The following is a 15,698-nucleotide window of genomic DNA, read 5'->3' on the forward strand; positions in this document are numbered from 1 at the left end:
TGATTGTGTATGTAATTTATTTCCAGTTTATTGGAATAGAATTGTAATCGATTAGGCTTGTACAGCCTCTAAAGCAACTGACACCTATGATGGAAGTCGGATAACCGATAAGACCGGCTCTTTCCCATAGTTCGATACCGTTCGTTTTTGGAGTTTCTCCTGTCAGACTAAAACAATTATGAAATGTTGAAAGAAAAGTTTTTGCATTTTTGCATTTATCGAATAAATTCAAAGGGATTGCTTTTAAATTGTCGCAAAAAGCGAAAGTCTGAAGAAATGAGGTCGCATTTTCACATTTGTCAAATAATCCGGCAGGAATTGAGGTTAGGTTTTTGCAAGATGCAAAAGTCGATACAAATTGAACAGCATTGGGACAATAATCAAATAATCCTTTGGGAATATAAATTAGGCCAGCTGCATAAAAAGTGCTTCTAAATTCAGTAACAGCTGTACAAGCATTAAATAAATCCTGCGGTAGAGACCTTAAAGAAGTACAGTGACTGAATGTATTCGAAAAGCTGGTTGTATTGACACATTTGCTAAATAGTCCAGAAGGTAAGTTTGTTAAACTTTCGCAGCCATAAAATGTATTGTTGAAATTTTCCATATTGGGAATGCCTGCTGGGATAGAAGATAAAGCAATGCAGGCAGCAAAACTTTCCTCAAAATTTTTAGCGTGGACATTTCCCCATTGAATAATTTTTGTCAGAAATTGCCGGCATTCTATAGGGTGTGTGGACCAACCCCATCTCCAGGCTTCACAAGTGCCCAATATACGGACGGTATAGATTCCGCTGTTCATATAGGTGTGACGGGCGTTGGGATCGTTGAAGGCAACCACCTGGCTTAAATCGGAATCGTCGCCCCAGTCTACGATAAAGTTATAGGAGTAAGCGCTGTCGAGTGGCAACACGATCGTAGTTGCTGCCGGTACGGTCCATTCTGTAATAAAGGCATCCGTTTCAAAGGAGCCGCGTTGCAGTATGTCGAGTATGCCGGTATTTGGCATGCCGGAACCGGTCGGTGCAAATGTGTTAAATTCTTTTTCCTGGCAGGAGAACATTAGTGCTATTCCTAAAATTAATATTCCCCAATAACTGATATTGGAATTATTTGCCAAATGAGTTCTTTTTATGATCATACTATTGTATTTGAATTAATATATAAATATTAACAAATATATACAATTTATTTAAATGACAATGTATTTGTACTAATTATTTGCTATGTAAATTAAATGATAGGATATAAATGGAATGAGTTGAATGAAAAGAGCCCGGCATTGCACCGGGCTCTTATATAAAAAGAATTCTTAACTAGCCGACTTTAGAAGATATGCGGCTTATTTAAAGCTTTACTTTTTTGTTCTGTCTTTACAATAAAGTTATAGTATTTTTTTGATTTGCCGTCTGGCGAGGGTCAAGGGGGCTAATGAACAGGGGCCGTTGATGCATCCGCCGTCACAGGCCATGACTTCTATAAAGTTGGCTTCCGGTCTTTTGATCATGGCTTTGAGTAAACCCTGATTTTTTTTATCGAGTCCTTCGATGGCTGTAGTGGTGACTTCGTCTCCGACGGCATTGGCAATTGCCTGGCGAACACCTCCTGCCTGGGCAAAGCCGCGACCGAAGCGTGTCACTTCGCTGCTTAATTCTTTCTCCCCACAGTTGGCGACATCTATGTCGTAGGCTACCATAAAAGCGCCCAACTCTTCGAAGCTCATGACATAATCCACTTCCGGGACCGATTCGGCTTCATAACGTTTGGCCAGACAGGGACCGATAAATACAACTTCCGCATCCGGATACTTTTCTTTGGCGTATCGTGCGGCATAGACCATCGGGCTTCGGGTATCCGACACATAAGGTTTCAGCATGGGAGCGTGTTTGTCTACCCAGCCGGTATAAGCCGGACAGCAGGAGGACGTCATAAATGTCACACCTTCAGCCAAACGTTCTTTCAGCTCTTGGGCTTCGTTAGCTGCTGTGACCTCGGCTCCGTAAGCAACTTCGATGACGTCATCGAAACCGATTTGCTTGATGGCGGATAGGATCTGTCCCGGAGAAGCATTGAATTGCCCGTATATGGCAGGAGCCGGAATGGCAACGATTTTTTTATTGGGGTGGGTCATCGTTTTATGTATGTCGATGATCTTCGAACGTTCCATAATGGCGCCATAAGGACAGGCTTGCATACATTTTCCGCAATAGATGCATTTGCTTTTGTCGATGTGTTCGATTCCCTCTTCGTCTTTGTCGATTGCATTTACCGGGCAAGCTTCCTGGCACGGTACAGGGGTGTATACAATGGCGTGATAGGGACATACTTTCTGACACAGTCCGCAACTGACACAATCTTCGGTGCTGATCGAAGCTTTACCACCTTTAAAAGAAATGGCGGCTTTGGGACAGTTCATAACACAGGGACGTCCCTCGCATCCCCGGCAGAGGTTGGTAACCGCATACTGGGATTGGATACAGGCACTACAGGCCTCGTGCACAACCGACAAAATGTTTTCTTTCGTGTTTTTGTTGGCCATGGCCATGCGGGCAAATTCCGACAAGTGAATCAAATCGATTTCTTCGTCTTTGATTTCAAAGCCGAGAATGGAAATGATTTTGTGTTTGAGAATGTAGCGGTCTTTATGGACACAACATCTTACCGGTTTTTTATTGCGGGGGCGCATTTCGACCGGCAGGTATTTTAGCTTTGTAACTAACTCATCCTCTTTCAGTAATTTGACGATCCGGATCAGCAACTCCCGTTTGGTGAGCATTGCAAAGTTATCGTACAACATTTTATTTTATTTTAGATTTTAGATTTTAAATTTACGATTGTTTCAGGCTCTGAACGGTTCCGTAAAGAGATAGTCCTAATTCATAAATTATAAACCGTAAATTGAATGACCTCGTTTTTAATTTCAGGGCTCAAAGATAGCTAATTTCAACGTCTTTAAGGAATTTTGTCTCTAATAAAAATTTGATATTTTTGATGACGTTCCTTCGGATTTCCAGTTCTACCGGCAATGTCGGGTCCTGGTGGGCAATGTTAATACAGGTGCCGACCAGGAATGTGATTTTGTCGCTGTTGTGTAGCAGGCGGAATAACTCGCCGGCTCCTCCTGCATTTTTGTCGTCTTCTTTGCCGGAGAGTATGCGTTCGGTTTGGCTCAAAGTCAGGATACCTTCAGTAACGAGATCAACTCCTTCCATATCAGAGGTCGGAGGCAGGTCATCGCCGTTGTCATTTGTTGAGATTTCGATGGGGATATGGAGTTCCCGCGAGAGTATCCGGGCGGTTGTTCCTCCGCAAATTACTTTTTTCCCTTTGAAATCCTTGAATTTACCGGCTAGGTAGTTGTCGTTTTTCGGATCGTAAGGCGGGCCGGAACAGATGAGTAAGTTGCGGGGAGTCCGGTTGTATATGACAAAGCAACTGGCATCGTCGAGCAAGTTATAGCCGTCGTTTTTTTCTGCCTGGATGACCATACGGTGGGCCAGTTCTTCGGCTGAGATCGTCGGATGTGAACGGACGATTTCCCGAAGATAGTCAGGGATTTCTTTATCCCAGCCTGCCGGAAAGCGGGAGCCTCCCATGCCCGATTGGCTGATGCCGTCCGTAAAAAAGATCAGACGATCTTCTTTTTCCAGTTTGAATTCCGAGATCCACATGGCAGAGTCCAGTAAATCCAATCGTTTGACCGGTATTTTTTCCTTCCTTACTTCCTGTAATTCTCCCTTCCGGAGAAGATGGAATGCCGGCGTTTCATATTCGATGACCTTGGTATTGCCGAAACAGTCGATATCCAGGATACAGAATGTCGAATAACTGATTTGTTTGTCCCGGTCTTGGGGAAGTGTATCGATAATGGAACGGGCTGTCGAGAGAATGGATTCATTCATTGCCGTATAATTGATGGCCATTGTAGCTGTCATCGAAGAAAGCACGCTGGCTTTGATACCGCTTCCCAGGCCGTCTGAAAGTACGCCGATAATACGTCCTTCTCCTTTCAGACGTCTGGACATAAAACAATCGCCGCAAACGCTGTTACCGGCTTTGTTTTTTTGGTAATAATCGATCTCGATGAAAATATCAGAAGCAATCATAGTGGCGTTGAGGTTTGGGATGACGGTATTGTTCTTATTCTTCTTTACCTTTCAGGGTTTCTATTACGGCTTTCAGGGAAGTATCCGTGAAGGCCGCATTCTCTCCGAGTAAGCAGGCGATCTGCCGGACGGTTTCCATGTGTTTCCGGATCACTTCATCCGTTTTATTCAGCATCCACTGTTTTTTTCCGTAAGGTTCGCGCATGTCTTGCAGCAGGCCGAATACCAGGCGATGAGGCTGGATGTTGTATATCGAGAGCATCCATATCTTGTCGTTTTCCCGGATTTGCCGTTCGATAATTTCTTTTCCGGTTGAGAGGGCCGCTCCGAATAGTCCCGGGAAGGAGCATATATCTTCCAGGGCAACACCTTGCAAGCCCGGAGAAGCGTCGTATACCAGTGATGTTTCTTCTCCCAGAAGCTCGGCGGCAAACCGGTTCATATCTACTACCTTTAAATCGGAATCGGCCAGAATAACACCTGCCGGGATTTTCTGCAATAATACGGTGGCTTTATCGTGAGCGATTTTACGCATATACGATACACACATGTTTTCTTCTGCTCTGCCGGCCAGCAATGCCCGGGCAAAATCGCGGCAACTGTCGTATCCGCAACCGCTGCAATTCAGTTCGTCGGCAGCAGATGTTTTGCCGACGGCAGAGAGGGCCTGAACAATCTGTTCCTCGCTGTAATCGGCGGTGTCAGTTTGGGGATCGGCTTTATAGCAAGCAAAGAGGTCCGGGGGGGCTACCAACGGGGCGGGGCGCTCTTTCTCCGCTTTGCGGGTAACCTCGTATCGTTTGAGTGCCAGCGATGACGGGCTCAGTTTTCCGGGACCGTTGATGCATCCTCCCTTGCAGGAAAGAAGTTCCAGGAATACGCTGTCTTTCCGGTTTTCCCGATGCAGATTACGGAGTACATCCCTTACGTTTTCCATACCCGAAAACGCCATTTTGATAATTTTTTTATCATCTCCGTGGATGCCGGCCAGCATACCGCCTTCCACCGGGTAAAGTGCCCCTTCTCCGGAATGGTAAGGTACGAATTCCGAATTCTCCTTATTTTGAGGAGGTACGTCTAAGGCGATACCTTCTTCTCCCAGCCATTGGCGCAGATCTTTAAAGGTGATGGCGATCTGAACCAATTCCTTATGATTGTCGGCTTCTATCTTTTTACCGATACAGGGACCTGCAAAAATGACCTTTGTGTCTTCTCCGTATTTGCTTTTCAGCAGGCGTGCATGTGCCAGCAGCGGAGATAAAACCGGCGTGAGGGACGGAAGAATTTCCGGGGCATATTTCCGGATGTATTCGACGACGACCGGACAGGCGGAAGAAATGTAAATTCCGGGAGGAGATTCCAGCAAATACCGGTTTACAGTGTCCGAAACTAATTCTGCACCGAGGGCTGTCTCGGAGACATCACTGAATCCCAGCTGCTTGATTGCATGTATGAGGACCGGTGTCGGAATATCGCTGAATTCACTCACATAGGAAGGAGCCAGAGATAGTATAACTTTTTTGTGTTGTTGTAAGATTGCTTTTACGACGGGTACTCCATTACGTATTTTTTTGGCTCCGGTCGGACATATTTGCGTGCAATGGCCGCAATAGATACAACGGTCGGCGATAATATAAGCTTTGTTATTCTCTATCCGAATCGCTTTTACTGGACATTCGCGGATGCATTTGTAACAATCCTGACAATTGTCCGGTTCCGTATAAATGGGACGCTGAGTCATCATAGAAGATATGTTTGGGTTGATATATTCTACAAATATATAAAAAAAGCCGCCGAAAAAACGGCGGCTTTCAAAGACAATGCAGTCTTTTATTTCTTTATTTCTTTTTTCTTGCCGAATCTCCGTCTCAAGTCGTAAGAAACCGGAGTGGCAACGAACAAGGAAGAATAAGTACCGACTACAATACCGATCAACAAGGCGAATATAAAGCCTTTGATTGAAGTACCGCCGAAAATGAAGATAGCCAGCAATACGACAATGGTAGATAACGAGGTGTTGAACGTACGGCGCAAGGTCGAGTTCAATGCTTCGTCGGTCACTTCCATATCGTCCCGTTTCGGATATAGGTTGTGGTATTCACGGATACGGTCGAATACAACCACGGTATCATTGATCGAGTATCCGACAACCGTCAGGATAGCGGCGATAAATGCCTGGTCGATTTCCAATGAGAACGGCAGAATACCGGAGAAAGCAGAGAATGCTCCCATTACGATGATGACGTTGTGAGCCAAGCCGATCACGGCACCGGCACCGTATTGCCATTGAGAGAAACGGACCATGATGTAGAGGAATATACCGATCAATGCGAAGACTACAGACCAGATGGCTGCCCGGGTGATGTCTTCGGCTACGGCGGGTCCTACTTTTTCAGACATCTGACGGTTTACTTCCAGGAACTGCTCGCGGGAAGTACCTTCCGGCAAATATTGCTGTAAGCCTTCGTATAGCAAGGTTTCAACTTCGTCATCCACTTCGGTGCCTTCTGCATCGATTTTGTATTTGGTGGTGATTCTCACCTGGTTGTCTCCTCCGAAAGTTTTTACCTCAGGCGCACTACCGTATACCTCTGCCAGACTGCCAGCCACTTCTTCCACCTGAACCGGACGGTCGAATGTAACGGTATAGGTTCTACCACCTACGAAGTCGATACCTTTATCCAGTCCTTTTCCGAAAAGGAAAACAAGGGATAAGATTACGACTGTCCCGGAAAGGACATAAGAGATTTTGCGTTTTTTCAGGAACGGGAATTTCGGGTCTCTCAACCAGTTTTGTGTCAGTTTGGTCGTGAAAGGTACGCTTTCGCTTCTGGAGGCTGCCCGGTCTAAGATCAAACGGGTAAGGAAAATAGCACAGAACAAAGAAGAGAAAATACCGATGATCAATGTCGTAGCAAAACCTTTGATCGGACCTTCACCGAAGTAATAAAGGATAAAACCGGTCAGTAAGGTCGTTACGTTACTGTCGATAATGGCAGAATAAGCATTTTTGTATCCCTCTTTAATAGCGAGTTTCAGGCCTTTTCCGGCACGTCTTTCTTCCTCGATGCGTTCGTATATCAATACATTGGCATCGACAGACATACCCATTGTCAACACAATACCGGCGATACCCGGCAGTGTCAGTACCGCTCCGATGGAAGCCAGAATACCGAACAGGAAGAATAAGTTCGCCAGCAATGCAATGTCGGCAGCTAATCCCGCACCTTTACTATAGAAGAAAAGCATGTAGAACAATACCAATGCGAAAGCAATAATAAAGGACCACATACCGGTCTGGATGGATTCCTGTCCCAGGGAGGGTCCTACGATTTCGTCGGCAATGATACGTGCCGGAGCCGGTAATTTACCGGATTTCAGAATGTTGGCCAAGTCTTCTGCTTCTTTTACGCCGAAGTGTCCGGAAATCTGAGAGCTACCTCCTTTGATTTCGGTATTTACAACGGGAGAAGAGCATACATAACCGTCCAATACGATGGCGACACAACGTCCTACGTTTTCTTTGGTCATCCGGGCCCATACTTTGGCACCTTCACCGTTCATATTCATGGATACGACAGGAGAACCGCCGCTTTGCTCGTCGAAAGATTTACGGGCATCTACAATGACACCGCCGTCCAACGGTGCTTTACCGTCACGGGTAGTGATTTTGATGGCATGCATCGCTAAAAAATCACCTTCCGGTTTCATTTCCCAATACAAGCGTGCGTTACGTGGGATCAAAGATTTAACCTGTGGTAAAGCTAACATAGCATTGATTGCCGATGTATCTTTCAAGCGGGCATAACCTACGGTCGATCCGGGACGTAATGCTCCGTTTTGTGCAACTGCCGGATTTAAGAGAGCGAAAAGCGGATTTTGTTTCCGGAAAGCTGCTTCATCATTGCTCAGTGAGCTTGAATCTTGGGCTGCTTTCAACAAAGCATCGATACCTTCATCGGTGGAGTCGGCAGCTACTTCTTCGGTTACTGTTGTAACCTGAACCGTATCTTTACTCAACCCGAGAATGTCTCCGGTAATTTCAATATCTCTCAGTTTTTCGTTGATAGCTGCCAAATGAGGATAGAACTCGGAATTTTCGAACGTTTCGAAAAATTCCAGGGCAGCTGTTCCTTGCAAGAGCTTTCTTACCCGTTGTGCATCTTTGATACCCGGAAGTTCGATGTTGATACGTCCGGAAATATCTGCTTTACGGATGTTGGGTTGAGCTACGCCGAAACGGTCGATACGGGTACGTAAAATATTGAACGTATTGTCGATCGCTCCTTCTGCTTCTTTGCGGATGACATCCAGCACTTCTTTGTTGCTGGCTCCGACTTTGATTTTATCTTTCATCTCTACGGTACCGAAAATGTCCGGAGATGCCAATTGAGCATTCGGTGCGATCCGGGCAAAAGCTTCCCCGAACAAGGTAACGAAGTCTTTGGGACTTTTCGTACGCATGGTTACAGCTTCGTTGATAGCCTGCAAGAAGGCCGGATCCTGACTGTTGTTTGCTAAGCTTTTGACAACATCCACCACATCCACCTCCATGGTTACATTCATACCTCCACGTAAGTCGAGGCCTAACGGAAGCTCTAATTCTTTACATTCTTTGTACGTAAATTTGGCAAGTCCCAGAAAATTATATACGTTCTGGTTTGCAATAGAATCCAGATATGCTCTCTCTTTCACGGGGTCGCCATTGGCGTATTCCCGGGCCGCTTTCTCCACCTGGGATGTCTTGAAAGTGAAAAACAACTGGTAAGCACTCACTAGCGCGAGCGCTATTGTGAGTAGTGTGATCGCTCCTTTGTTTCGCATTTTTAACTAATTTATATTTAAACTTTAATAATTCTTCCACGAAGATTTAATGCGCAAAAGTATAATATTTTTTTGAAATAACTATGCTAATTTTTAATTCTCCGTCTTCAAATTTCAATTATTGGTTATTTTCGCTTTTTTGATTGCAAAAATGTATCTTCGCCGTGGTCAAATCCGATAAAGTAAATATGCAGCGTAAGAGAAATAATAAAATAACGGTACCTCTGGAAATTGTGGAATTGGAAAGTGATAGTTTTCATTTGCTCGTTCCGGTTGTGATCAATGGGGAGCAGGGAGATATGATTGTGGATACCGGGGCTTCTGTGACTGTGGCAGACCGACGGTTTTTTCCTGACGGATGTGAGGAGGAAACAGACGTGCAATTGCAATCCGGAGGAATTACCGGTTCGATTTCTGATGTTCGTACAATAAGTGTAAGGCAGTTTTGTATCGGAGAACTGAAATTGCGGGATAAACGGATTGCGGTGATCGATTTGGATTATGTCAATGATATGTACCAAAAACATGTACACCGGAAGGTGATGGGTTTGCTGGGGTCCGATTTCCTTATCGCTCACCGGGCGGTTATTGATTATCCGGGCCGGAAATTGTTACTGGAGAAACCGGAGGAGACAACGGAATAAAAAACAACCCCGGATATCCGCTGTTGTACACAGTGTCCGGGGTTGTTTCGGTTATGCCGTTTCAATTAAAATCAGAACATTTTCATGTTGTCCAGTACACTCATTACTGTCTTCACGGCTTGTGCCGAGTTTTTCAATAACTCTTTTTCGTCATCGTTCAATTGTACTTCAACGATCTTTTCAATTCCGTTTTTACCGAGGATAACCGGAACTCCCAGGTAGATATTTTCCATTCCGTATTCACCGTTCAACAGAGCACATACCGGGAATACTCTTCTGGAGTTGCAAATGATAGCTTCCACCATCTGGGCGGCAGCAGCACCCGGAGCATACCAGGCAGAAGTCCCCATCAATTTAACCAATTCACCACCTCCGACTTTTGTTCTTTCGATGATGGCCTTCAATTGCTCCATGTCGATCAGTTCGGTAACAGGAATACCGCAAACTGTGGTATAACGTGGCAGGGGCACCATTGTATCTCCGTGACCTCCGAGTAATAATGCCTGTATGTCTTTCGGAGAAACATTCAACGCTTCTGCCAGAAATGATTTGTAACGGGCTGTATCCAGGATTCCGGCCATACCGAATACACGTGAAGAATCGATTTTGGCTGCCAGATAAGCACAATAACACATGACATCCAACGGATTGGAAACAATGATTATTTTTGCATTCGGAGAATATTTGATTACATTTTCAGTTACGGATTTAACAATACCGGCATTGGTAGAGATTAAATCGTCACGGCTCATGCCCGGTTTACGGGGAAGGCCGGAAGTGATGACTACAACTTCCGAATCGGCAGTGGCAGAGTAATCGTTTGTAACACCTTTAATGCGGGTGTCATACATATTGATCGGGGAGGTTTCCCACATATCCAGGGCTTTACCTTCGGCAATACCTTCTTTGATATCCAAAAGGATTACTTCATTGACAATGTCTTTTTCGGCGATGCAGTTTGCACATGTTGCTCCTACGTTACCTGCTCCAACAACTGTTACTTTCATTTCAGATAATTTTTATGTGTTATACTTAAGATGTTTTTCTTTATAAAATGGAATAAAAACCGGATAGTTGCCCGGATCGTTCGTTTTTTCAAAATTCCGGCGGCTTCTATTACCGACGTCAAATTTAGACCTTTTTTTCAATATCAGCTAAAAAATTAGAGAATTTTTTCTTTAATTTTTGAGGCCTTCAGGAGCTTCTTCTGGAAGTAAAGATACCATATGGGGAGAACTGTGCCTTTGGCAATGCTGGAGATGGTAATACTCCACCAGATACCGGTTAATCCGAGTGCAGGCAGGGAGCATAAATACCAGGCCAAAGGAATTCTGGCTCCGGTGAACAGGATGCCGGAGAGGGAAGGGGGAATCGTTTTTCCGCATCCGTTAAAAGCACCTTGAGTAACTAATTCCGTTACCATAAATACCTGGGAGAGGGCCAGTATTTTCAGATAAGTACCTCCGGCGTCAATGGCTTCGGGTTCCGGGATAAATAAACTGAAAATTTGCCGGTCGAATACAAAAAACAGAATGCCTGCGGTAAGTCCAATACTTCCGGCGATATACAAGGTCAGTTTGTAGCCTTGCCGGATGCGTTCGTAATTTCCGGCTCCGTAATTTTGACCGACAAAGGCAGCCAGAGCCGTTGAAAATCCGGTGGCTGTCATCCAGGAGAGGGCTTCTATTTGTGAACCTACGCTTTGTGCGGCAACTCCTACGGCTCCCCAGCGGGCTGCCAGTGCTGCTAGTGTTAAGGAAAACATAGAAAATAATGCACTTTGCAAACTGACCGGCAGTCCCAAAAGTATGATTCTCCCGGAGGTTTTTTTTTGTAAGGCGGAGAATGGCCGCATTTTTCCGAGGGGAAAATGTACGGAGAAAATACGGCGGGCAAAGAGTAGGCAGACAACCAACTGGGCCAGTATCGTGGCAATGGCGGCTCCTGCCGTACCCAGACCGGGGAGCGGTCCGTAGCCGTAAATCAATAGCGGATCGAGTACGATATTGATCAGTAGTCCTACGGCTGTGATTCGGAAAGGTGTTTTGCTGTTGCCTTGTCCGTTATACAAGCCGCTGAACGTATTGTTGTTGAATTGAAAGAAAATACCCGGAGCGACGATCCGGAGATAAGTGACGGATTGGTGCGCTATAGGCGAGTCGAAGTTGAAGAAACCGATCAGAAATCCGGCAGCAATCAAAATGAAAACGACATAGCCTAGTCCGATGAGTGAGGACAGGATAATGGCATGGTTGGCATAAGTCGCGGCCCGGGGGAGATCGCGTGCTCCTATCGCCTGGGAAATGGTGATCTCAGCACCGGTTTTCGTCATGTAAGAGAGCGCGTTGCTGAGCCAGACGAAAAATCCGGCAGCACCGACAGCAGCCACCGCCTCGCTTCCCAGACGTCCGAGCCAAAGCATGTCGGTCATGCTGTAAGCCATCTGTATGAAGGAAGAGGATATCAATGGCACGGCCATGATCCAAAGATTGCGGATGATGCTCCCCTGTGTGAGATCTGTTATTTTTTTCATAAAGTACGTAATTGTTCAAAATTATATTATGCATTTAAATACTTTAAGTATCTGTACACAAAGAGTCTGCGAAAATATGAAAAAAGTCAACGGATTTGTTGAAAAATGTGTGCAAAGATAGGAAAAAATTGAGAGATGAAAATGGAAGGACAGAAATGAAATTTTTAGCGATTTCTTTCTATTTTTGCAGTTGGCATTATAGAGCCGTAGAGAATTTTGATTGACGATTGGGGACGGGTCCGTTGGCCTCATTAATGGTACGGATTTATGATTTTAGTTGACGATTGGCAATTTTTGACAGGATGTATCTGTTGGAGGGGGCATGTTTTGTGGAGGATTTATATACTTCGTTTACAATCTCAAATTTACAATATTGTCTGCGGAATCTGTGAAGTCTGCGGGGAATCTGAATAATTCAATCAACGGGAGCAATTTAAAATTTAAAATTGATGAAAAAGAATGTGGTAGTCATTGCGGGAGGTAATTCTTCCGAATACGGAATTTCCATTCAGTCGGGAAATTATGTGTATGCAGAGATCGACGGGGAACGATACAATAAATACCTGATGATATTGAAAGGACGTGATTGGCATGTACAATGGAACGGCAAAGAGTATGCCGTCGATAGAAATGATTTCTCTTTTGAATGCGAGGGGAAAAAGGTCAGTTTTGATTTTGCGTATATTACCATTCATGGAAATCCCGGAGAAAACGGTATGTTACAGGGATATCTGGATATGATGGGGGTACCTTATTCGACCTGTAGTACTTTATGTGAGGCACTTACATTCGATAAATACACTTGTACCAATTATTTGCAGGCATTTGGGATACGGACGACAAATCCGGTTTTGCTGTTGCGCGGGAAAGCCTATGATAAAGAGGCTTTGTTGAAGGCTGTAGGATTACCTTGCTTTGTGAAGCCTAATGCAGAAGGGTCCAGTTTCGGTGTATCGAAGGTAAAGACAGCGGAAGCTTTTGATGAGGCTTTGGATTTGGCTTTCGGGAAATGTAAAGAGGTATTGGTAGAGGCGTTTCTGGACGGAACCGAGTTTACCTGCGGTTTGTATCGTGCCGGGGATAAGAAAGTGATCTTTCCTGTCGCCGAAGTGGTGCCGAAAAAGGAATTTTTCGATTTTGAAGCAAAATACGATGCGAAGATGTCGGACGAAATTATTCCCGGTCGTTTTTCAGATGAAATTACGGAGAAAATTCAGGAAATGGCTTCGGAAGTATACGATATTCTGCGTTGTGAAGGGATTATTCGTATGGATGGTTTTGTATGCGGAGACGAGGTCATTATGCTGGAAGTAAATACGACTCCCGGAATGACAGCAAACAGCTTTATTCCCAAAATGGTGAGAGCGATGGGAGGCAATCTGAAAGATATCCTGACTGAAATCATTGAGGACAAGCTGGTTTGAGTTTTTTGATACGTCCGCTGACTTATTTTATATTTTAGCAGATTCTTTGTGTACAGATACTTGAAGTATTTAAATGTATAATTAACTTTGAACAGTTATTTGTGTAATTGATGATTTACGCCGGGGGTATTTGCCGACCGTTTAAAAGATTGCAGGGTGGTTATGTATGATTTGTCTGCGGAATCCGTGAGATTATCGGAGACGATAAAAATCAGAGTCGTTTCCGGTTCATTTTTTCCGGCTCATAAAAACGGAAGTTTGTTTATGTTGTTTTTTTAGATTGTATGTTGGAAGCTGTTTCTTGTGTTTTTGTAATATAAGAAGAATGAGGATCTTGTTCCTATTGTCATTGCTGGTCGTTTTCTGGGGAAAATGTGATGCGCATACTGTTTCGAAAGTAGACGATCGTTTGTACGGACTGTTATTTCTGCTTTCCAGTGAAAGCCTGAATTACAGTACGACACTTCCGGAGGACAGTCTTATCTGTCTTTGCAATAAGTTGGGGGAGCAGGCATTGGGGGCAAAGGATTATGTTACGTATTTCAAAACAGGACAAATTGCCGTAAATTCCCTTTGTTTGCAGGGTGACTGGGGGCTTGCCCTTGACAAAGCTTCTAAAATGTATAAGGAAGCCAGAAAACAGAACAATCGTTTGGGAATCGCTTTGGCACTTCAGGCATTGGGGGATACTTATATGTATACCAATCGTTATGAGCAGGCGGAGGAATCTTTTGCAGATGCTTTTAAAATGCTGGAAGGAATTCGTGATGATGATGCTAAGATCCGCCTGTTTATACAGTATATGCATGTTTGCCTGCACGCTGATAAAATAGATAGGTTGCCCGGCTATATGGATCAAGCTGAGGAATTGATTATCCGATTGAATTCCCGGGAGAAAGAAAACTATCATTTTTTCTTACGTTGTTACCAGACTTTGTATTTCCTGTCGGTGAAGGATGAAGAACGAGCCGTAGCTTGTCTGGAACAAGTTTTAAAGGCAGATGTTTCCGATCGGGTATTTAATCAATGGATACACCTGCTGTTTGCTCAATTTTGTCTGGGCCGGGGAGATTATGAAAATGCGTTGCTGTATTCCGATTCGGTATTAATGGATTTGAAGAAAAGTAATAATCTGGGCGGATATATCTACTTTTTGAAAAATAAAGCATTGATATTTGAAAAAAAGGAACAGCCGGAAGAAGCTTTTCGTATTTATCAACGGGTAAATACCCTTTCCGATTCGGTGAATGTGGCCAGATACCTGCATCAGCTCAACGAATTGCATCTTACTTATCGAATCGATCAGACACAGTTGGATACGGCAGCCGAATACAATCGTCTGTTGAGTTGGATCGTTTTTTTCTGTTTTTTACTGTTGCTGACAGTGATTGTCGTTGTCGTTATACTCAAGCGGAAAAACCGGACTTTAAAGCTTTGCCAGAAACACCTGGAGGCGGAAACGGAAAAAGCGGTACGGTCTATTCAATCGAAAAGTTTATTTCTGTCGAATATGAGTCATGAAATAAGAACCCCGTTGAATGGTATTGTGGGCTTTTCGGAGATACTGGCCGCTTACGGGGATATCGATGCAGAAACAAAGCGTTTGTATGGGGACAATATCCGCCAGAATTCGGATTTATTGCTGAAGTTGATAAATGATCTCATGGATTTATCTGATTTAGAAGAAAATACGATGAGCTTTACATTTGCTGTCTGCGATGCTGTCGATGTTTGTCACAGCGTTATCCATACGGTGAATGCAGTAAAGACAACGGCGGCGCAGCTTATATTTTCCTGTCCTTTGCCTTGTCTGGAGCTTTATACCGATAGTAACCGGCTTCAGCAAGTGCTTATCAATCTGCTGGTCAATGCTGCGAAGTTTACAAAAGAGGGTACAATCCGGCTCGTATTGGATGTTGATGCTGATAAGCATGAGGCGATATTCGTAGTAGAAGATACGGGGTGCGGAATTCCTCCGGAAAAGCAAAAATATATATTCAATCGCTATGAGAAATTGCACGAAGACATACAGGGCAGCGGATTGGGGCTTTCTATTTGCCAACTGGTGATAAAACGTATCCGGGGACGCATCTGGCTGGATACCGGATATACGCAGGGAGCCCGTTTTGTTTTTACGCATCCTTTGCCCCGAACGTCTAATGAATAG

10 protein-coding genes are annotated in these 15,698 nt (G+C 44.4%); 3 read left to right on the plus strand and 7 right to left on the minus strand.

The genetic code is table 11. The annotated features are described in order from the left end of the window. Nucleotides 1-16 precede the first annotated feature (16 nt). The 5 genes from DD657_RS14075 to secDF form a co-directional block, all read right to left on the minus strand. The gene (locus DD657_RS14075; RefSeq protein ID WP_287050527.1) at nucleotides 17-1,141 is read right to left on the minus strand and encodes a leucine-rich repeat domain-containing protein; all 1,125 of its coding nucleotides are present in this window, start codon (nucleotides 1,139-1,141) and stop codon (nucleotides 17-19) included. Between the two features lie 243 nt (nucleotides 1,142-1,384). Further along, nucleotides 1,385-2,797, minus strand: a complete 1,413-nt coding sequence (locus DD657_RS14080) for a monomeric [FeFe] hydrogenase (protein ID WP_021988107.1) — start codon at nucleotides 2,795-2,797, stop codon at nucleotides 1,385-1,387. A 130-nt stretch (nucleotides 2,798-2,927) separates the two neighbouring features. After that, nucleotides 2,928-4,106, minus strand: a complete 1,179-nt coding sequence (locus tag DD657_RS14085; protein WP_021988108.1) for a SpoIIE family protein phosphatase — start codon at nucleotides 4,104-4,106, stop codon at nucleotides 2,928-2,930. A 34-nt stretch (nucleotides 4,107-4,140) separates the two neighbouring features. Beyond that, a complete protein-coding gene (locus DD657_RS14090; protein WP_227461785.1) occupies nucleotides 4,141-5,850 on the minus strand; it encodes a [Fe-Fe] hydrogenase large subunit C-terminal domain-containing protein in 1,710 nt (569 codons plus the stop codon). An 86-nt stretch (nucleotides 5,851-5,936) separates the two neighbouring features. After that, complete coding sequence (secDF, locus tag DD657_RS14095; RefSeq protein ID WP_021988110.1) at nucleotides 5,937-8,930, minus strand: protein translocase subunit SecDF; 2,994 nt, start codon at nucleotides 8,928-8,930, stop codon at nucleotides 5,937-5,939. A gap of 188 nt (nucleotides 8,931-9,118) precedes the next feature. On the opposite strand from secDF, the gene DD657_RS14100 reads away from it, so the two are divergent. After that, entirely contained in the window at nucleotides 9,119-9,574 is a 456-nt protein-coding gene (locus DD657_RS14100; protein WP_021988111.1) for a retropepsin-like aspartic protease, read from the plus strand. A gap of 71 nt (nucleotides 9,575-9,645) precedes the next feature. Here DD657_RS14100 and mdh read toward each other — a convergent pair whose 3' ends face one another. Then, nucleotides 9,646-10,581: a malate dehydrogenase gene (gene mdh, locus DD657_RS14105; protein WP_021988112.1), complete on the minus strand. Its 936-nt coding sequence runs from the start codon at nucleotides 10,579-10,581 to the stop codon at nucleotides 9,646-9,648. A gap of 155 nt (nucleotides 10,582-10,736) precedes the next feature. Further along, nucleotides 10,737-12,107 (minus strand): MATE family efflux transporter, encoded by a 1,371-nt coding sequence (locus DD657_RS14110; protein ID WP_068690730.1) that lies wholly within the window; start codon nucleotides 12,105-12,107, stop codon nucleotides 10,737-10,739. 449 nt (nucleotides 12,108-12,556) lie between these two features. Here DD657_RS14110 and DD657_RS14115 point away from each other — a divergent pair, with 449 nt between their 5' ends. Both DD657_RS14115 and DD657_RS14120 read left to right on the plus strand, forming a co-directional pair. Beyond that, nucleotides 12,557-13,531, plus strand: coding sequence for a D-alanine--D-alanine ligase (locus tag DD657_RS14115; RefSeq protein WP_021988114.1), 975 nt, complete (start codon nucleotides 12,557-12,559; stop codon nucleotides 13,529-13,531). 325 nt (nucleotides 13,532-13,856) lie between these two features. Continuing rightward, complete coding sequence (locus DD657_RS14120) at nucleotides 13,857-15,698, plus strand: sensor histidine kinase (RefSeq protein WP_287050534.1); 1,842 nt, start codon at nucleotides 13,857-13,859, stop codon at nucleotides 15,696-15,698.

This window comes from Culturomica sp. (genome assembly GCF_003524185.1).
Taxonomy (GTDB): Bacteria; Bacteroidota; Bacteroidia; order Bacteroidales; family Marinifilaceae; genus Culturomica; species Culturomica massiliensis.